Source organism: Kribbella catacumbae DSM 19601, from assembly GCF_000372465.1.
Taxonomy (GTDB): domain Bacteria; phylum Actinomycetota; class Actinomycetes; order Propionibacteriales; family Kribbellaceae; genus Kribbella; species Kribbella catacumbae.
The window spans coordinates 1-17,840 of the sequence record NZ_AQUZ01000081.1; the positions used below are offsets into that span (position 1 = coordinate 1).

Consider the following 17,840-nt stretch of genomic DNA (forward strand, 5'->3'; position numbering starts at 1 on the left):
GAGTCGGTCAGGCGAGCCCGTGCCGGTACGCACGGAGTCGGTCAGGCGAGCCCGTGCCGGTACGCACGGAGTCGGTCAGGCGAGCCCGTGCCGGTGCGGCGGACGGGGGCGAGCAAGGCTGGGACGGCAGGCGAGGTCGGCCGGCGTACCGGGCTCGAGCAAGCGAGGTGCCACCGCCACGAAGTACTCCAACTGCCGCAACTCCACTCCCACGCCGAGGCGAACCCCGCCGCCGGTCGGTCCAGACGCCGGAGACGCGGGAGCGGGCCACCGAGAGCGGAGGGCCGCGGACCGCCACCACTACCCAACCCGGGTCCAGCGTCTCGACACGCCGGGGGGAAGCGCTTGCTCGTGAGGTTCGACAGTGCTGGCCGTCCGGCCCGCCCCCACACTTCGGTGGTGAACCGCTCAAGTGGTGGGTTGTCAGCCCGGAATCCGGGGTGACAACCCGCAAGGTCGGCGGTTGACCGCCGAAATTGGGGGCGGCGGGCGGGGTAGGNGCCGGTGCGGCGTACGGGTGGGCGAGCGCAGGGGCCGGTGCGGCGTACGGGTGGGCGAGTGGCAGGAGCGGGTGCGGATGGGCGGTGTGGTGGGCGAGTGTTCGGGAGCCGTAAGGGGTGGGCTCCGGCGTTCGTGAGCGTTAAGCGGGGAAGGGGTTCCGGGGTGGGGAATCTGGGTTGTGATGGGGACATGAAGCTGCCAAAGCCAACGGAGGAAGCGTTTTCGTCGCCGTTGCATCATGTTCGGGTTGCGACCGTGATCGGGCGCTGGTTGGGGGTGGCCGTTTCGGTTTGCTTCTTGACCGGGCTGTTCAGCCATTTCCAGCAGGTGACGCCGGGGTGGCTTGTGATCCCAAGTCGACCCGCCTCCCTGTACCGCGTGACGCAGGGGCTGCATGTGCTCAGTGGGATCGTGTCGGTTCCGCTCCTGTTGGCGAAGCTCTGGACCGTCTATCCGAAGCTGTTCGCCAAGCTGCCCTGGCCGCCGAGCAGGAAAGCCCTCGGCGCCGTCCTCGAACGCGCGTCGATCCTCGTCCTGGTCTCCGCGCTGGCACTCGAGCTGTTCATCGGATTCCTCAACACCCTGCAGTGGTATCCCTGGCCGTTCCCGTTCAAGGAGACCCACTACGCGCTCGCGTGGATCATCGTCGGATCCCTGCTGCTCCACCTAGCCGTGAAACTCCCGCTCATCACGGCGAACTGGCGCCGAACCCCAGCCGACCGTACGCCGGTACCGCGCCCCGCCGATTCGTTGCCGCCAGCAATCACCGGGCTGAGCCGGCGCGGCCTGTTCCGTACGGTCGCAGGTGCGGGCGCACTCGTGGGCATCGCGTCCATCGGCCAGTCGGTGCCCACCCTCGGCCCAATCGCGGTACTGGCACCACGCAAACCCAACATCGGCCCACAAGGCCTCCCGGTGAACCGGACGGCAAAAGACGCAGGAATCCAGGTCAAGGATGACTGGCGCCTCACCATCAAAGGCCCATCGGAGCTCTCCTACTCACTCGACCAACTGCGCGCCTTGCCGCAGAGCCGGTCGGACTTGCCGATCGCCTGCGTCGAAGGCTGGAGCCAGGGCGCCCGATGGGAAGGCATCCGGATCCACGACCTGCTGAAGCTCTGCGGCGCACCAGCAGGTTCACGCCTGCGTGTGGTCTCGATGGAGAAGGGCGGCTTCTACGCCACCAGCGAGCTGCCACCACAATTCGCCGAAGACCCACTCACCCTGCTGGCACTCCGCCTGAACGGCACCGAACTCGACCTGGACCACGGCTTCCCCGCCCGTCTCATCGCACCCAACCGCCCCGGCGTCCTGCAAACCAAATGGGTCCACCGACTGGAAGTACTGTCATGATCCGCAAAGGATTAGGTGCCCTAGGCATCGGCTTCGGACTATGGGGCCTGCGGTTGTTGCTGCAGGCATTGAGCCTGGACGCCCTGATCCGCCTGCCGCTCTGGCTCGGCGGCGCCGTCCTGGTCGATGACTTCCTGCTGATACCCCTGACCCTCGCAGCCGGCTGGCTACTCACCAACTGGTCGACCCGCCCGGACCATCACCGCACCGTGACCACAATCCGCACGACACTCCTGTACTGCGGACTGACCACGCTGATCGCGATCCCCTTGCTCATCAGACAAGGCAAGGGCGTCAACCCGACCGTACTATCGCGCGACTACCTCCGCGACTGGTTGTTGCTAGAGGCCACGATCGTGGCGGTCGGCGTACTGGTAACAGTCCTTCAGCGGCGGCGCTTGACGTTCAGCAGATCGCGAGCCTCGTCGGGTGACATCGGCGGGCGCTGAGCCAGTGTCGCGAGAGTCGCCGCGCGCTCGACCAGCTCGGCGTTGTGGGTCACCGGCTGTCCCTTGGCCAGGGTGAGGGTGTCCTCCATCCCGACCCGGAGGTGACCGCCCTTCGACAACGCGGCCAGCGCCACCGGGAGCGTCGTACGGCCGACGCCGGTGGCCGACCAGGACGTCACGCCCGCGGGAAGACCGTTGACCGCGGCAACCAGTGCGTCCGTAGTACCGGGCATGCCACCCGGGACGCCCATCACCAGGTCGCAGTGCACCTTGCCGCCGTACGGCAGGCCAAACTTGTCGAGCAGCCGGTTCAGCGCGGCGACGTGGCCGAGGTCGAACAGCTCGAACTCCGGTACGACCTCGCGCTCCTGGCTGAGCTGGTAGAGCTCGGTGACGAACGGCCAGGGGTTCATGAACACGTCATCGCCGAAGTTGACCGTGCCCATCGTCAGCGAGCAGGAGTCCGGAGCGGCGTCCAGCACGCGCAGCCGGTGGTCGAACGGGTCCGTCACGGCGCCACCGGTGGACAGCTGCACGATGAGGGCCGTGTTCTCCCGGATCGCGGTCACGGCGTCGGTCAGCCGGCCGAGGTCCAGCGTCGGCCTGTGCTCGGCGTCGCGGAGGTGCAGGTGGATCATCGCGGCCCCGGCGGCCTCGCAGCGCTTCGCGGTCTCCACCAGCTCCTCGAGCGTAGTGGGCAGCGCCGGACAGTCCGCCTTCGCGGTCTCGGCGCCGGTGGGAGCAACGGTGATCAACGTCGACGTCATGGACGAATCGTGCCAGATCGGCGCCCGGAACGGGACATTTACCGGTCCCGGGACTCGATTACCGGACGATATCCCGCCTGAGAGGATGGATTCATGAGAGCAGTCGTGCAGCGCGTGAGCCAGGCGTCGGTGTCGGTCGGCGATGAGGTGGTCGGGGCGATCGAGGGGCCGGGGCTGATGGTCCTGCTGGGCATCACCCACGACGACACCGCCGAGAAGGCAGCCAGCCTGGCCGCGAAGATCTGGACGCTGCGGATCCTCCGCGACGAACGTTCCTGCGCTGACGAGCAGGCCCCGATCCTCGCCATCAGCCAGTTCACCCTGTACGCCGACACTCGCAAGGGCCGCCGCCCTTCCTGGAGCGCCGCCGCGCCCGGCCCCGTCTCGGAACCCCTGTACGAGGCCTTCTGCGCAGCACTGGAAGCCCTGGGCGCCAAGGTCGAGCGTGGTCGCTTCGGAGCCGACATGCAGGTCGCCCTCACCAACGACGGCCCAGTCACCCTGATCCTCGACGCCTGACCACCCAGCAGCCACCTGACCATTCGCCCCTTTCGCCCTCCCCGCGGACTGTCCGGTGCTGTGGGCAGGGCGACGAGGGTGAAAGGGGGCGAATGATCAGGTGGGTAGCGAAGACAGGACCCCCGGTGCCGGATCACGAGGATCCGGACCCGGGGGTCCTGGAGCTACCTGGCTGAATCGGTGAGGTTCGGCTCAGCGAGGTGAGGGTGTGGTGGCTGGATCAGCCGATCACACCGGCGGCCGAGTGGCCGAGAACAACCTTGGAGTCCAGGCTGTAAACGTCGATCACCAGGGCGTTGACGGACACGTACCGGCTCTGACGCACGACCTGGTTGAAGGTCAGCTTGGCGACGCCGGGGATGTCCAGGGTTGCGTTCGGGCCGGTCGCGACCGCGTAGGTCTTGTTGCCGACCTTGACCGAGGCGACGCTCGAGGTGGAGTTCAGGCCGACCTTGCCGTCCTTGGTCTTCCACGCGGACGCGGAGGACTCGATCGCACCGATCTGCAGGTTGCCGACCTTCACACCCGCGATGTGCGAGGTGAACTTGACGGCCGACTTCTCGGCTCCCATGTAGCCGTTCTTCGTGGTGAAGACAGCACCCACGTAGGCGACCTTCGGGACGACGACCTCACCGGTCGCGTTGCGGATCGTCTTGCCTTCCGTGCCCTGGCAGGTGGCCTGGTAGGCGGTCTTGCCGGACTTGACCAGGTTGCCGACCCGGACGGTCGAGCCGTAAGCGTCACCGATCACCATGGCGGTAGCCGGCTTGGTGATCTCCGCGCGGGTCTTCAGGACAACGACGTCGATGCCCTCAGGGATGTAGCGGTTCTTCACGGTCGCGTGCAGCACGACGGCCTGCGAGTACGAGTAGATGCCGGCGCTGGTCTTCACGCCACCGACACGGTTCAGCACCATGTAGCCCAGGCCCGGGATGGCGACCTTGAAGTTCGGGCTCGGCTTCAGCAGCGACGGGACGTTGACGCCGCCGATCCGAACCGCGGCGAAGGTGGTGTTGCCGCTGTAGGACAGCTGGCCGTTCTTGTAGACCGACGTGGTGGTGGTCTTGGCACCGACCAGGTGCACCAGCCCACCGACGCGGATGTCGGCCGCGGTCGCGTTGCTGGTCACGCCGTTGCCGCGCGCGTCGTTGAACGAGTGCGTGCCGGTGGTGACGGTCTGCGCGATCGCTTTGTTGTTCACGTTCGCGGTGGCCAGATCGTTGCGGTCCGACGAGTTCGGCTGCGTGGTGCAGCTGAACTGGCTGACGACCGTCGGGCCACTGCCCACGATGCCGGCCTGAACGTCGGTCCCGAACGCGTAACCGCTGTAGCCAAACACCGGCGCGGCGGACGCCGAACCCGAGGTCAGCGCGATCGTCGAAGCTACGCCGACAACCGCCGCAACTCCGACGGCAGCGAGCTTCTTGTATCCGATGCGGGGTCTCATGACCCCTCCTCCCTGAGTGATGACGTGGCCCTAGTGAGCGGGCCAGGACACAGACACAACTCAGGCGGTTGCGGTAGGTAACGAGTTGAGAGCGCTCCGAGATCAAACCGTTACCAAACCGACCGGGCCGTGAGAAACGAGGTCTTGTGCGTAACCCGGCCCGATGAGATCCAGGCCACCCGAACTCACTGACAGAGCAACGAAATCCCCTGTCCACACAGGCGGATCGGGGACAGGCCGAAGGGCCCGTCGCGCAAGCTCCGGGCCCTTCGGGGACAGCAAGATACAGGGTCAGACGGCGACGGACACCTCGGCCACCTCGCCGTACTGGGCGACCACCTGGTGGTCGACCGGGTCGGCCTTCGGGGCCAGCGTGCGCAGCGTCCAGCTGCCGGGCGCCGCGAAGAAGCGGAAATGCCCGGTCGCGGAGGTCGGTACCTCGGCGGTGAACTCACCGGAGGAGTCGAGCAGCCGCACGTAGGCGCCGCCGACCGGCTCGTCGCCGCGCAGTACCTGGCCCTGGATCACGGCTTCCTTGTCGATGTCGACGCCCTTGAGGTCCAGGCCGCCCTTCTTCGCACCGCACATGTCAGGCCTCCCCTGGCTCGTCGCCGAGCGCGACCGGTACGCCGACCAGCGAACCCCACTCGGTCCACGAACCGTCGTAGTTCTTGACGTTGGCCTGGCCGAGGATCTCGTGCAGCACGAACCAGGTGTGCGCCGAGCGCTCGCCGATCCGGCAGTACGCGATGGTGTCCTTGCCGAAGTCCACCCCGGCGTCGGCGTACAGGGTCTTCAGCTCGTCGTCGGCACGGAAGGTGCCGTCGTCGTTGGCCGCCTTGCTCCACGGGATGCTCGCCGCGGTCGGGATGTGACCCGCGCGCTGCGCCTGCTCCTGCGGCAGGTGCGCCGGGGCCAGCAGCCGGCCGGCGTACTCGTCGGGGCTGCGCACGTCGACCAGGTTCTTGACGCCGATCGCGTCCTTGACCTCGTCGCGGAAGGCGCGGATGTTCAGGTCCGGCTCCTTGGCGCTGTACGCCGTGGCGTCGCGCTTGACCGCGTCGTCGGTCAGCTCGCGGCTGTCCAGCTCCCAGCGCTTGCGGCCGCCGTCGAGCAGGCGGACGTCACCGTGGCCGTAGAGCTTGAAGTACCAGTACGCGTACGCCGCGAACCAGTTGTTGTTGCCGCCGTAGAGCACGACGGTGTCGTCGTTCTTCACGCCCCGCCCGGACAGCAGCGCGGAGAACTGCTCCTGGTTGACGAAGTCGCGCCGGACCTGGTCCTGGAGGTCGGCCCTCCAGTCCAGCTTGATCGCTCCGGCGATGTGGCCGGCGTCGTACGCCGAGACGTCCTCGTCGACCTCGATCAGGACGACGTTCTCGTCGGTCTTGTGCTCCTCGACCCAGTCGGCCGAGACGAGAGCGGATTCCCTGCTCATGGATGCTGCTCCTCAAGTGGTAGTAGCGGTTGGCGTACGAATGCGGTGGATCAGTAGATAGGCCTCGCAGCCGAGGCACAGCCCGGCGGCGGCGTTCACGAACGCCGCGACCAGGGCGAAACCGGTGGCGACCACGCCGAGCACCTCGACGCCGGCCAGATAGCCGATCAGGCCGAGGACGGCGAAGGCGAGCCCGACCAGTTGCGCGAACCGCGGCGGTGCCGCGTCCTCCAGCTCCTTCGGCGGACCCAACCGTGGCCGGACCAGCCGCTTGAACAGCAGCCCGTACGGCGAAGCCTGGATGCCGAACACGACCGAGATCGCGAACACGACGGCTTGCACCGCCAGCGGCCACGGGCTGTTCAGCACCAGGGTCAGAGCGAGGACGACCGTCGTCAGCGCTGCCGCGAACCGGAGTCCGCGGGGGTCGACCTGGGGTTGTGCCGTCTTGCTGGACATGACGACTCCCGGAAGGAGGTGGATCGAGCCATGCCCGCCCGGAACCGCGGGAGGCGACGTACTGGGAACCGTGCTCAGCTACCGGTTCCGGAGCGCTCTGGACGCCGCCTGGTCAGTGGGGACGACACAGGGACGAGCGCATGCGGCAGTTGTCCACTGCCCTGCGCTTGGTCAGCCATGTCGTGTAAGCCACGGCACCGAGAGTACGGAAGGCTCGCGCCGGGACGTGCCTTTGTCCCACTTCGTGAGACAACTGATCACATTCCGGACGACGCCGCCTGGAACGACCGCCTGGGTTCAGCGGCGAGTCTGCGGGCCGACGACCACATTCGTCGCGGCGACCTTGTCGTGCAGGGCCTGCTTCTTGTCGTCCCACAGCGGCCAGAGGTAGTTGATCAGGCCGAGGAAGCTGAACAGGGCACCGACCACCGGGATCCAGCCGAGCAGCTGGAACCCGTAGTCGACGCCGAACCGCTTGGCGACGGCAAGGCCGGGCGGCGGACCGGGCACCTCCCGTAGCCGGACGCTGATGCCGACCGCCATCTTGCCGAGGGTCGCGCCCTTGCGGGTCAGCATCAGGTACTCGTACAGGAACGAGATGATCAGCGAGATCACCGCTACCGGGATCAGCCACTTGTACATCCCGGGCGGGAGTTCGGTGCTGATCGGCGGCGGCTCAGCGCCCCTGGACGCCGCGTCGAAGTCGTCCTGCAGTGTGTCGAACATGATCTTGATCGCCTGCCAGTAGAAATAGCCGGCGAACGGCATGGTGATGAAGAACAGCACCAAGCCATCGAGGATGCGTGCGAGCACCCGCTTCCACCAACCGGCCAGCGGCTGCCCGTCCGGCGTCGCCGGCACGCGCGGACCGTAGCCGAAGCCCTGCTGCTGATGGGCGGGCTGCGGCCCGTACCCCTCCCGGCCCATCCCCGGTTGCCCGAGCCCGGGCCCGAAGCCCTGCTGCCCTTGTACGAAGGTTTGCTGCCCCTGCTGCGCGGCGGGCTGACCGTACTGGTGCGGGTACGGCGGCGGGCCCTCGCGGGGACGGCGGTAGTCGGTCCAGAAGCCACCGTCCCAGTACCTCTGCTGGGTCGGGTCCTGCGGATCGTCGTACCAGCCGGCGGGGAAGCTCATCGCCAAAGCATCACGTATGGGTAGGCCATTCCGCCATCCGGGGCAGCTGCCTGTCGGCAGGGCTGGCCGCGTCGACGGCTACGCCCAGGGCTGCGATGACGTCCGCCTTGCGGGGCTGGCCACTGGCGCGGGTCACGATCGCGCCGGTGGCGTCGAGCACCAGCACCGTCGGCGTCCGCATGATGTCGAGCCGGCGGACCAGCTCCAGGCGGGATTCTGCGTCCAGTTCGATGTGCCGCACACCCTCGACCATCGCCTCGACCTCGGCCAGCGTCCGCCGGGTGGCCCGGCAGGGCGCGCAGAAGGCCGACGAGAACTGCAGCATGGTTGCCCGGTCGCCGAGCTCGGTGCCTAGATCCGCGGCCACGATCCGGTCCGCGGTGGTTGAGGTGGCTTCCACTGCTTCCTTCTCACCACTGCGCCGTACGGCGCGGGTGCCCCGGAAACGCCCGTCGAAACGGGACTTGAGCACGCTCAGCGCGACGCCGATGACGACGGCACTGACCAGCACGATGATCCCAGGGCTCATGATAATCCAGAGTACGTCGGCGCTATTGCAGCTCAAACGGTCGTTCACCACTTGGACACCGAAGAAAGCGCAAACCTTTTACCGGCGAAGCGTCAGCGGGAGGCCACCGTGATGACCACTCGGCGGTTTTTCTGCCGGTTGGCGTCGGAGCTGTTGGGAACGGCCGGAGCCGTCTCGCCGAAGCCTTTGGTGGTGATCAGCGACGCGGCGAAATGTTCGGTCCGGATCAGATAGAGAGCGACCGCCTGGGCCCGCCGCTCGGACAACCGCAGCCCGTACGTCGCGTCGCCGCGATCGTCGGTGTGGCCCTCGACCCGGAGCTTGGCGTTCGGGGCGCCGGCCTTGATCTTCAGCGCGATGGCATGCAGCGCCTTGGCCGCATCCGGCCGGATCGTGGCCTGATCGGTGTCGAAGAGCACGTCCCCGGGAGCGACGTACGAGATCTTGCCCTCGCCGGTGAACACCTCGACCTTCTCCTGGCCGGGCAGCTTGCGTGACTCCAGCCGGGCAGGGTCGACGTCCACATCGGGCAACCGGACCTCGGGCACCTTCACCGTCTCGATCCGCAGGTCCGGAAGATCCCCGTCGCCTTTCACGAAACCACCGGGCCGGGCGGCACCATTACGCGCCACTCCACGCCGTACTACGCCCTTGCGGGTGACGGTGGGCAAGACGCCGCCGGTCTTGACCTGACAGATCTGCGGCGAGGTCACGGCGGGCGCGACCGCTCCGGCCACGGTCACGGCGGGGAAGTTCTTCCGGCCGCCGGCCAGCACGCTGCCCGGGATCGTCACCGGCGGGATCGTCGCCCCGGTGATCTTGACCGCGCCCAGGCAGCCACCGGGAGCGTCGTACTGGATCACGCAGCCGGCATCGATCGTCTGCGCCGGGACGGTGAACCCATCGATCGCGGTCTTCTGTTCCCCCGTTGACTTGTCGCCGTAGGTCAGCGGCGGGACCACCACCTCCGCGACGGTGAGCGCGGGCAGTTGCTTCACGGTCCGGCCGGGGCCCGGGGCGCACTCCGGGTCCGGCGCGGGCGTAGTACTGGTGGAGGACGGCGTGCCGGGAGTTGCCGGGGTGGTCGCCGACGGTTGCCCGGACGGTGGGACCGAACCGCCCGAGGACGGATTTTCGCCATCGCTGCAAGCCACCAGCGCACTGGCCACCACAATCGCGAGTAAACAACTCCTCACCAGCCGTGACCAATTTCGCATTGGGCAAGTCTTGCATGCCGGGCGAACCGGCGGAAATGCCGCGGCGACAAGTGTTACCCACCGATTAATCTTGTATGAACGATCCCTGAGCCAGTGCCACAACTCGGGTTCTCCGGCTAGTTTCAAGGCGGGCCGTACGCGTTGACTGCGGCGGCGGGGGCGACTATTTTCGACGGAGACTGCGAGCGGGGTAGGCGACCGTCCGCAGCATGACGGCCGACGCGAGGCTCGGCCGCGGGGTCATCCGACCCAGGGGTGGGTGGAGCCGGGTGAAAATCGACCGCTGCGCGCGGTGGGGGGTAGGAATGATTGTGGCGAGTACGCCCATGAGCCGGCTGAGCCTTTCCGGTATCTGGGACAGCATCAGCAATTTCTCCTTGTCGATGGACGACCTTTCGCAATGGCGGAATCTCGTTCCCCTGGCGGTCGCCGGAATTGTCGTCTGGGCGCTCTGGCTGTATCGCTTCTTTTTATCCAGACTGGCCCGGCCGATCGAGAACGACTTCACCACCACCACTTCGGTGGTGGTTCCTTCTTTCCACGAAGATCCGGATATTCTGATGCGCTGCCTGGAGACCTGGCGGCACCAGAACCCGGACGAGATCATCATCGTGCTGGACCTCGCGGACATCGAGGCCTACGAGCGGCTGGTCGCCCTGGACGACCCACGGATCAACCCGATCCTGTTCAAGCACGCCGGCAAGCGGTCCGCACTCGGCGTCGGGATCCGCGCCGCCTCCTCGGAGATCCTCGTCCTGGTCGACTCCGACACCAGCTGGGAGCGCGGGCTGCTGAAGGCGGTGCAGCACCCCTTCATCGATCCTGAGGTCGGCGCGGTCAGCACCCAGCAGAACGTGCACGAGCGCTCCACCAGCGTCTGGCGCCGGATCGCCGACTGGCTGGTCAATCTCCGGTACTACGACTACGTGCCCGCGATGGGCCGGGCCGGCGCGGTCGCCTGCGTCTCGGGCCGGACCGGCGCGTACCGGCGCAGCGTCGTACTGCCGGTACTGGAGAACCTGGAGAACGAGTTCTTCCTCGGCCGGCGCTGCATCGCCGGCGACGACGGCCGGCTCACCTGGCTGGTGCTCGCCTCCGGCTATAAGACAGTGCACCAGTCGTCGGCCCGCGCGGTGTCGATGTTCCCGGCGACCTTCCGGGCCTTCGCCAAGCAGCGGATCCGCTGGAGCCGCAACTCCTACCGCTGCTACCTGACCGCCGTCTGGAAGGGCTGGCTATGGCGGGTGCCGCTGGTCACCAAGGTGACAGTGCTGCAGATCCTCCTGACGCCGGTGACGATGGGCATCACCATCGGCTACATGGTGTTCAGCCGGCTGGACTGGACGTGGCAGAGCTTCACCCTGGCCGCCGTCTGGCTGACGATCGCCCGCGGCATCCGCGGCATCTCCCACCTGCGCAGACATCCGGGCGACATCCTGATCCTGCCGCTGGTCGCCGTCACCGTCATCCTGATCGCGCTGCCGATCAAGCTGTACGCGTTCCTGACGATGAACAAGCAGGGCTGGCTGACCCGCTCCGAGAACATGGTCGGCGGCGAGGGCCAGGACGCGGCCTCGCTGGTCCGACCTAACCAGACGGCCACACCCCACCTGCAACCGGCCGGGCTGCACAACGAGGCCAGCCACCCCAAGCACGCCGCTGAGCTGCAGACGGAGCCCGCCTCATGAGCGCACCCCAGAAGCGCCGCAAGCTCTTGCGTGCGGTCATCGTCGTTGGCCTGCTCGGAGGCATCGGTCTGGCCTGGATGCAGTCTGCCTCCGGGTCGCCGGATGCGTCGCCGACGCCGACCCCGAAGACGACACCCAGCGCCGTCAAGCCGGGCAGCAAGCCGACGCCGCAACCGCCTGACGCGACCCAGCCGACCGTGGCCGGCGAGGCGAAGGACGACAAGACGATCGACCGGCTCCCGTACCCCGGCGATCCGGAGGCCGAAGCGGCGTACGTCGCCGACGAGGATCGCCGGCTGGTCGAGGTGCGCACGGTCGACTCGCTCGCCCGGTGGAGCAAGACGTCACTCAATTCGCCGTACCGGATCGCCACCGGATCGGCGTACACGCTGGTGCTGACACCGCGGCGGGAGGTCTACACGATCAAGGACCTGCTCGGGCTGGCGCCGCAGACCTTCATCCGGCAGCCGGACGGCGGCTACCTGCTGTCCGAGCACATCGTGATCCAGAACGGCGCGACGCTGAACCTGGCGTCGTCGGGCGGCCTCACCCTGCGCCTGGCCAGTGACCAGAACGGCTTCGTCTCGATCGTCAACTATGGCGGCGTGCTGAACGTCCAGGGCGCCAACGGCCGGCCGGTCAAGATCTCCAGCTGGAACCGCGACACCGACGGCGCGGACACCCTGACCAACGACGGCCGCTCGTACATCCGCTCGCTCGGCGGCCAGGTCCGCTTCCGGTACGCCGAACTGTCCGACCTCGGCTTCTGGAGCGGCCGGACCGGCGGTCTCTCGCTGACCGGTACGGACCGCCCGAACAGCGGCTCGCTGGACAAGCTCGGCGAGACGATGCGGGTCGGCAAGCGGGCCACCAAGGAACGTGAGGCGGCGAAGGGCGCGAAGAAGCCGGAGAGCGGAGGAGTCGACCTCAACGCGGGCAAGAACAGCCTCAGCCAAGTGCTCCCGGCCGGCAAGTTGCCGCTGCCCGAGGTGGACATCGCGGACCCGGAGTACAGCTATGTGTCCGCGCTGATCCAGAACACGGTGGTCAAGCGGAACGCGTTCGGCCTGTTCGCGGCCAGCGCCAACGGACTCGACATCCGGGACAGCAAGTTCGACGACAGCCTGGTCGACGGCCTGGTGATGCACCGCTACGTCACCAACGCGGTAGTCGACTCCACTAGTGCGGACGGCAACGCCGGCGACGGGTTCGTGCTCTCCCGGGCGACGACCGGCATCGTGCTGTCCGAGGTCGAGGCCAACCGCAACCACCGCAACGGGCTGACCATGTCCGGCCTGCCGCTGGCCGACGGCCCGAGCGCGACTGGGTCCAGCCTGGGCAGCTACGGCAACAACACCGTGTCCAACAGCAAACTGGTCGACAACGCCCGGTACGGCGTCGAGGTGATCGGCGGCACCAACATCGGTGTCAACGCGAACGACCTGCAGGGCAACGACATGGGCGTCGTGGTCCGCGGTGGCGCCCAGGACGTGTCGGTGGTCGGCAACCGGGTCACCGAACCGATCCGGCAGGGCATCGCGATCCGCGACGGCGTCAACAAGTCCGTGGTGACCGGCAACATCGTCAGCGGCGGCAACACCAGCGTGTACGTCCGCGACTCGGCCGCCACGATCCAGCGCAACACGTTGTCGGACGCCGACGCGCACGCGATCTCGCTGGTCGGCGCGGTGAACGCGACCAAGGTCACCGAGAACACCATCAGCGGCCGCGGCCCGAGCGCGATCGACACCAAGCGCGCTTCGGACGTCAACATGCACCGCTGGAAGAACGACGAGGACCACTGGCACGACACGACGCCGTTCGTCGTTACGCTGAAGCGGTTCCTGCAGCCGCTGACGGCGATGTGGCTGTGTCTGGCCGCTCTGCTGATCTTCACCGCGGCCCGCGGCTCCCGCCGGGTCCGCCGCATCGTCCATCCGTACGCTGACAAGGCGCCGGTCTCCGACGGGCGGACCGTATCCGCCTCGGCGGTCCCGGTGTCCAACGACCACTTGGGAGCCAGATGATCCGGCCGACCTGGCTGCCCTCACTGACCCGGCGCGAACTGATCATCGCCGCAAGCGCGGCCGCGGCGGTACTGCTGGTCGGCGGTGGCATCGTGGCCGCCGCCTGGCCGGATGACCCCGAACCACTGCCCACCGCCGGTCCGTCGATCCCGTCCGTGCCGCCGGCACCCAGCATCCCGACGATCACCGACGATCCCGCCGGGACACCCAGTACGACGGACCCGACCGAGACGCAATCGCCGGACGGGTCGGATGAGGAAGAGGGCAAGGACAAGCGCAAGCCCGCCGAAGCACCACTGCTCGCCAACGCGCCCGCCGCCGGGCAAGGCCCGCTGCCGAACTCGGCGGCCGTCACCTGCCCCGAGGCGACTGTCACCGTGACGGACACCAAGGGCTTGGAAGACGCACTGGCCAAGGCCACCCCGGGAGCCAGCATCGCTCTCGGGGACGGCAAGTACACCGGGAAGTTCGTCACCGCGGCGTCGGGCACCGCGGAGCAGCCGATCTGGCTGTGCGGCGGCGCGGGCGCAGTACTGGACGGCGACAACATCAAGGGCGGGTACGTCCTGCATCTGAACAAGGCGAAGTACTGGCGGCTGGTGGGGTTCACCGTCACGAACGGCCAGAAGGGCGTGATGGCCGACAGCACCGCCGGGTCGGTCGTGCAGGGTCTGACCGTGCACGACATCGGCGACGAGGCGATCCACCTGCGCGCGAACAGCACCGACAACGTCGTACTGAACAACACCATCTACAAGACGGGGTTGCGGCGGGACAAGTTCGGCGAAGGCGTCTACATCGGCTCCGCGGTCAGCAACTGGTGCACGGTGAACGACTGCCAGCCGGACCGCAGTGACCGAAATGTTGTTAAGGGCAACAAGATGTCGCAGACCACCTCGGAGGCGATCGACATCAAGGAAGGCACCACCGGAGGGTTACTGGAGGGGAACACCTTCGACGGATCGGCGCTGACCGGCGCCGACTCCTGGGTGGATGTCAAGGGCAACAACTGGCTGATCAAGGGCAACAGCGGAGTGAAGTCGAGCAAGGACGGCTTCCAGACCCACCAGATCCTGAAGAACTGGGGCGACCACAATCTGTTCACCGGCAACGTCGCGACCGTCGACGGACCCGGGCTGGCCTTCGCGCTGCGCCCGTCCGTCGCCAACGTAGTTGCCTGTGACAACAAATTCACCGGGGCCGGCGAGGGCCTGAGCAACATTCCCTGCCGCTGACAGTTTCGTTTCGCGAACCTATGGGGGGTTCTGATGGCTGCGAAGCCACGCATCACCGTTCTCGGCACCGGCTATCTCGGTGCCACCCATGCGATCTGCATGGCCGTTCTCGGCTTCGAGGTACTGGGGATCGACACCGACGAAGCCAAGGTCGCGGCGCTCGCAGACGGCCGCGTACCGTTCTACGAGCCGGGTCTGCCCGAGATGCTCACCAAGGCGCTCGACTCGGGCCGACTCCGATTCAGCACTGACATCGCCGAGGCCGCCGCCTTCGGCGACGTGCACTTCGTCTGCGTCGGTACGCCGCAGGCCAAGGACTCACCCGCGGCCGACATGACGTACGTCGACCAGGTGGTCACCAACCTCGCCAAGCACCTGACCCGGCGATGCCTGGTGGTCGGCAAGTCCACCGTCCCGGTCGGGAGCGCGGACCGGCTGACCCGGCTGCTCCAGTCGTCGGCACCTTGCGGCGATCAGGCTGAGCTGGCCTGGAACCCGGAGTTCCTGCGCGAGGGGTTCGCCGTCGAGGACACGATGCGGCCGGACCGGCTCGTCTTCGGGGTCGCGTCCGAGTGGGCGCTGAGCCAGTTGGAGGCGGCTTTCGCTCCGCTGCTCGAGGCCGGCGTACCGGTCGTGGTGACTGATCTGCCGACAGCCGAGCTGGTCAAGGTGTCCGCGAACTCCTTCCTGGCCACGAAGATCTCGTTCATCAACGCGATGGCCGAGGTTTGCGAGACCACCGGGGCCGACGTCCAGCAGCTGGCGGCGGCGCTGTCCTACGACCCGCGGATCGGTGGGCGGTTCCTGCGGCCGGGGCTCGGCTTCGGCGGCGGGTGTCTGCCGAAGGACATTCGCGCTTTCATCCACCGCGCCGACGAGCTCGGTGTCGGGCAAGCCGTCTCGTTCCTGCGCGAGGTCGACGCGATCAACCAGCGGCGGCGGCAGCGGACGGTCGACCTGATCCGCGCGCAGGCCGGCGGATCGCTGGCCGGGGTGACGGTTTGCGCGCTGGGGGCGGCGTTCAAACCGGACTCGGACGACATCCGGGACGCGCCGGCGCTTGATGTGGCCCGGTTGTTGGAGGCTGAAGGCGCGATCGTGCGGGTGTACGACCCACAGGCGATGGACAACGCACGGAAGGCGTACCCGGAGCTTCGCTACGCCTCTAGCGTGGCCGAGGCGGCTGCGGGTGCGCAGGTCGTGGCGCTGCTGACCGAATGGGACCAGTTCAAGGACATTGATCCCGAGTGGCTCGGTGGGGTCGTATCCGTGCGGGCAATCGTGGACGGGCGACATGCACTCGACCCGGTGGCCTGGCGGGAAGCGTCCTGGGATTACCGGGCGCTCGGTCGGGCTGTGGATCCTGCCGCCTGAGCCTTTTGAGCTTTGGCCCTTTGGGCGCTGGCCTTTCCCCCACCCGAGGCCAGCGCCCGGGCCTCAGCCGACAGGTAGTTTCGCGAACGGAGGCGGGCCGAGGATCACGGTGGTGCCGGTCTCGCGGGCCAACTGCTCGATCTTGCGGAAGTCGACCTTGTGATCGGCCCCTTCGACGTACGGCTCACTGGCGCCGAGGAAGAACTCCTGTCCGACACCCGGCGTGACCAGGCAGAGCGCCTTCGCCGTCTCGGACGTCACCATGAACGCGTGCGGTAGCCCTCGCGGCACCATCGCCATCCCGCCCGGACCGACGCGATGTTCGACGCCGTCCAGGTGGAGCAGGACCTCGCCCTCCAGCATGTAGAACGTTTCGTCCACCTCGGGGTGCAGATGGAGCGGCGTCACCTTGCCGCGCTCCAACCGGTTCTCGAACATCAGGTACCCCGCATCGGTCTCCTCGGCCGTTGCCAGCCATCGATGCACTCCACCGCCGGCGAACCACCGCAGGTCGCCATCATCCGCCGTCCTGACGATCGGCTCACGTCCACTCATTGTCCCCACCTCTCTCGCTCTTATGAGACACAAGTCTCACTACGAGACTGGGGTATCATCTGCGCTGTGTCAATACCCTACGAATCCGGCGGCCGCAGCCGGCAGAAGCAGCGCACCAGGGACGCCCTGGTGGCCGCGGCTCGCTCGATGGTCGCCGCCGGAGTGACGCCGACCATCGAGCAGGCGGCGGCAGCGGCCGAGGTGTCCCGCCCGACCGCCTACCGGTACTTCCCGAACCAGCGCGCCCTGCTCTCGGCAGCCCATCCCGAGACGGCGGCCGTGTCATTGCTGCCGGCGGATCCACCCACCGATGTGAGCGAACGTCTGGCGGCCGTGATCGACGCGTTCATCACCGTGGTCGTCGAGACCGAGGACCAGCAACGCACGATGCTCCGCCTCGCCCTCGAAGCCGACCCCACCGAGCGCGCGGCTCTCCCGTTGCGCCAGGGCAGGGCGATCGGCTGGATCGAAGAGGCACTGGCGCCCCTGCACGACGAACTGCCCGCGGAGTCCGTCCACCGACTCGCGATCGCGATCCGGAGTGCTGTCGGGATCGAGGCCCTCAGCTGGCTGCTCGATGTGGCGAAGCTGCCACACGGAGAGGCGGTCCGGGTGATGAAGTGGTCGGCCCAGTCCCTGCTGGCCGCGACACTGGCCGGATCACCACCGCCGCTCGGTGATCGGATTGAATAGCTTCATGGAGATCGGGTTGGTCGTGCGCCATGGCGTGGTCATTCCCGAGAGCGAGCTGTCTTGGCGGTTCTCCAGGTCGAGCGGCCCGGGTGGCCAGTCGGTGAACACCACTGACAGCCGGGTGGAGCTCAGCTTCGACGTGGCGAGTACGGCGGCACTGAGCGAAGTACTGAAGGCGCGTGCGCTGGAGCGACTCGAGTCGCGGCTGGTGGACGGAGTACTGACTGTGACTGCGTCGGAACAGCGGTCGCAGTGGCGGAACCGGGAGGCTGCACGGACCCGGCTGGCCGGTTTGATCCGGGAGGCCATTGCGGCACCGCCCCGGAAGCGGCGGCCGACCCGGCCGAGCAAGAACGCCGTACGGCGGCGGCTGGATGACAAGAAGCGCCGCGGCGACACCAAGCGCCTTCGGGGCCGGCCGACCGACTGACCACCTTGCTGGCGTGCGGCGGCCC

Annotated in this window: 18 protein-coding genes; 9 read left to right on the forward strand and 9 right to left on the reverse strand. The window is 67.7% G+C overall.

Annotation, left to right across the window (positions count from 1 at the left end):
• Positions 1 to 912 precede the first annotated feature (912 nt).
• Positions 913 to 1,854 (forward strand): molybdopterin-dependent oxidoreductase, encoded by a 942-nt coding sequence (locus A3ES_RS0142260; RefSeq protein WP_237745203.1) that lies wholly within the window; start codon positions 913 to 915, stop codon positions 1,852 to 1,854.
• Positions 1,851 to 2,303: a hypothetical protein gene (locus A3ES_RS51980; RefSeq protein ID WP_020392902.1), complete on the forward strand. Its 453-nt coding sequence runs from the start codon at positions 1,851 to 1,853 to the stop codon at positions 2,301 to 2,303. Before A3ES_RS0142260 ends, A3ES_RS51980 begins: the two co-directional genes overlap by 4 nt.
• Here A3ES_RS51980 and A3ES_RS0142270 read toward each other — a convergent pair.
• The gene (locus A3ES_RS0142270; RefSeq protein WP_020392903.1) at positions 2,240 to 3,070 is read right to left on the reverse strand and encodes a beta-keto acid cleavage family enzyme; all 831 of its coding nucleotides are present in this window, start codon (positions 3,068 to 3,070) and stop codon (positions 2,240 to 2,242) included. The genes A3ES_RS51980 and A3ES_RS0142270 overlap by 64 nt on opposite strands.
• Positions 3,071 to 3,163: 93 nt before the next feature.
• On the opposite strand from A3ES_RS0142270, the gene dtd reads away from it, so the two are divergent.
• Complete coding sequence (gene dtd, locus A3ES_RS0142275; RefSeq protein ID WP_020392904.1) at positions 3,164 to 3,589, forward strand: D-aminoacyl-tRNA deacylase; 426 nt, start codon at positions 3,164 to 3,166, stop codon at positions 3,587 to 3,589.
• Positions 3,590 to 3,809: 220 nt separating this feature from the next.
• On the opposite strand, the gene A3ES_RS0142280 is transcribed toward dtd, so the two are convergent.
• The 7 genes from A3ES_RS0142280 to A3ES_RS51990 all read right to left on the reverse strand — a co-directional run bounded on the left by A3ES_RS0142280 (position 3,810) and on the right by A3ES_RS51990 (position 9,768).
• The gene (locus A3ES_RS0142280; protein WP_020392905.1) at positions 3,810 to 5,036 is read right to left on the reverse strand and encodes a choice-of-anchor P family protein; all 1,227 of its coding nucleotides are present in this window, start codon (positions 5,034 to 5,036) and stop codon (positions 3,810 to 3,812) included.
• A gap of 291 nt (positions 5,037 to 5,327) precedes the next feature.
• The gene (locus A3ES_RS0142285) at positions 5,328 to 5,624 is read right to left on the reverse strand and encodes a DUF1416 domain-containing protein (RefSeq protein ID WP_020392906.1); all 297 of its coding nucleotides are present in this window, start codon (positions 5,622 to 5,624) and stop codon (positions 5,328 to 5,330) included.
• 1 nt (position 5,625) lies between these two features.
• Positions 5,626 to 6,474, reverse strand: a complete 849-nt coding sequence (locus tag A3ES_RS53620; RefSeq protein ID WP_020392907.1) for a sulfurtransferase — start codon at positions 6,472 to 6,474, stop codon at positions 5,626 to 5,628.
• 12 nt (positions 6,475 to 6,486) lie between these two features.
• Positions 6,487 to 6,933, reverse strand: a complete 447-nt coding sequence (locus tag A3ES_RS53625; protein ID WP_020392908.1) for a DUF4395 domain-containing protein — start codon at positions 6,931 to 6,933, stop codon at positions 6,487 to 6,489.
• 297 nt (positions 6,934 to 7,230) lie between these two features.
• Entirely contained in the window at positions 7,231 to 8,067 is an 837-nt protein-coding gene (locus tag A3ES_RS51985) for an RDD family protein (RefSeq protein WP_020392909.1), read from the reverse strand.
• Positions 8,068 to 8,077: 10 nt separating this feature from the next.
• Positions 8,078 to 8,596 carry a TlpA family protein disulfide reductase gene (locus tag A3ES_RS0142305; RefSeq protein WP_020392910.1) on the reverse strand — a complete coding sequence of 173 codons (519 nt, stop codon included), beginning with the start codon at positions 8,594 to 8,596 and terminating at the stop codon, positions 8,078 to 8,080.
• 92 nt (positions 8,597 to 8,688) lie between these two features.
• Positions 8,689 to 9,768 (reverse strand): OmpA family protein, encoded by a 1,080-nt coding sequence (locus A3ES_RS51990; protein WP_157631045.1) that lies wholly within the window; start codon positions 9,766 to 9,768, stop codon positions 8,689 to 8,691.
• 356 nt (positions 9,769 to 10,124) lie between these two features.
• Between A3ES_RS51990 and A3ES_RS0142315 the strand changes: the two genes are divergently transcribed.
• From A3ES_RS0142315 to A3ES_RS0142330, 4 genes are read left to right on the forward strand one after another with little or no spacing between them, the layout of a single operon-like run.
• Positions 10,125 to 11,501: a glycosyltransferase gene (locus A3ES_RS0142315; protein ID WP_202806711.1), complete on the forward strand. Its 1,377-nt coding sequence runs from the start codon at positions 10,125 to 10,127 to the stop codon at positions 11,499 to 11,501.
• Positions 11,498 to 13,528 (forward strand): right-handed parallel beta-helix repeat-containing protein, encoded by a 2,031-nt coding sequence (locus A3ES_RS50355; protein ID WP_020392913.1) that lies wholly within the window; start codon positions 11,498 to 11,500, stop codon positions 13,526 to 13,528. The genes A3ES_RS0142315 and A3ES_RS50355 overlap by 4 nt, the downstream gene beginning before the upstream one ends.
• On the forward strand, positions 13,525 to 14,763 hold the full coding sequence (locus tag A3ES_RS50360; RefSeq protein ID WP_020392914.1) for a right-handed parallel beta-helix repeat-containing protein: 1,239 nt from the start codon (positions 13,525 to 13,527) through the stop codon (positions 14,761 to 14,763). The genes A3ES_RS50355 and A3ES_RS50360 overlap by 4 nt, the downstream gene beginning before the upstream one ends.
• A 33-nt stretch (positions 14,764 to 14,796) precedes the next feature.
• A complete protein-coding gene (locus A3ES_RS0142330) occupies positions 14,797 to 16,137 on the forward strand; it encodes a UDP-glucose dehydrogenase family protein (protein ID WP_020392915.1) in 1,341 nt (446 codons plus the stop codon).
• A 63-nt stretch (positions 16,138 to 16,200) separates the two neighbouring features.
• Here A3ES_RS0142330 and A3ES_RS0142335 read toward each other — a convergent pair whose 3' ends face one another.
• Entirely contained in the window at positions 16,201 to 16,692 is a 492-nt protein-coding gene (locus A3ES_RS0142335; RefSeq protein ID WP_020392916.1) for a cupin domain-containing protein, read from the reverse strand.
• Between the two features lie 66 nt (positions 16,693 to 16,758).
• Between A3ES_RS0142335 and A3ES_RS50365 the strand changes: the two genes are divergently transcribed.
• Together A3ES_RS50365 and arfB are read left to right on the forward strand one after the other, a co-directional pair.
• Entirely contained in the window at positions 16,759 to 17,385 is a 627-nt protein-coding gene (locus A3ES_RS50365) for a TetR/AcrR family transcriptional regulator (protein WP_020392917.1), read from the forward strand.
• Positions 17,386 to 17,389: 4 nt separating this feature from the next.
• Positions 17,390 to 17,815, forward strand: coding sequence for an alternative ribosome rescue aminoacyl-tRNA hydrolase ArfB (arfB, locus tag A3ES_RS0142345; RefSeq protein ID WP_020392918.1), 426 nt, complete (start codon positions 17,390 to 17,392; stop codon positions 17,813 to 17,815).
• Positions 17,816 to 17,840: the final 25 nt, after the last annotated feature.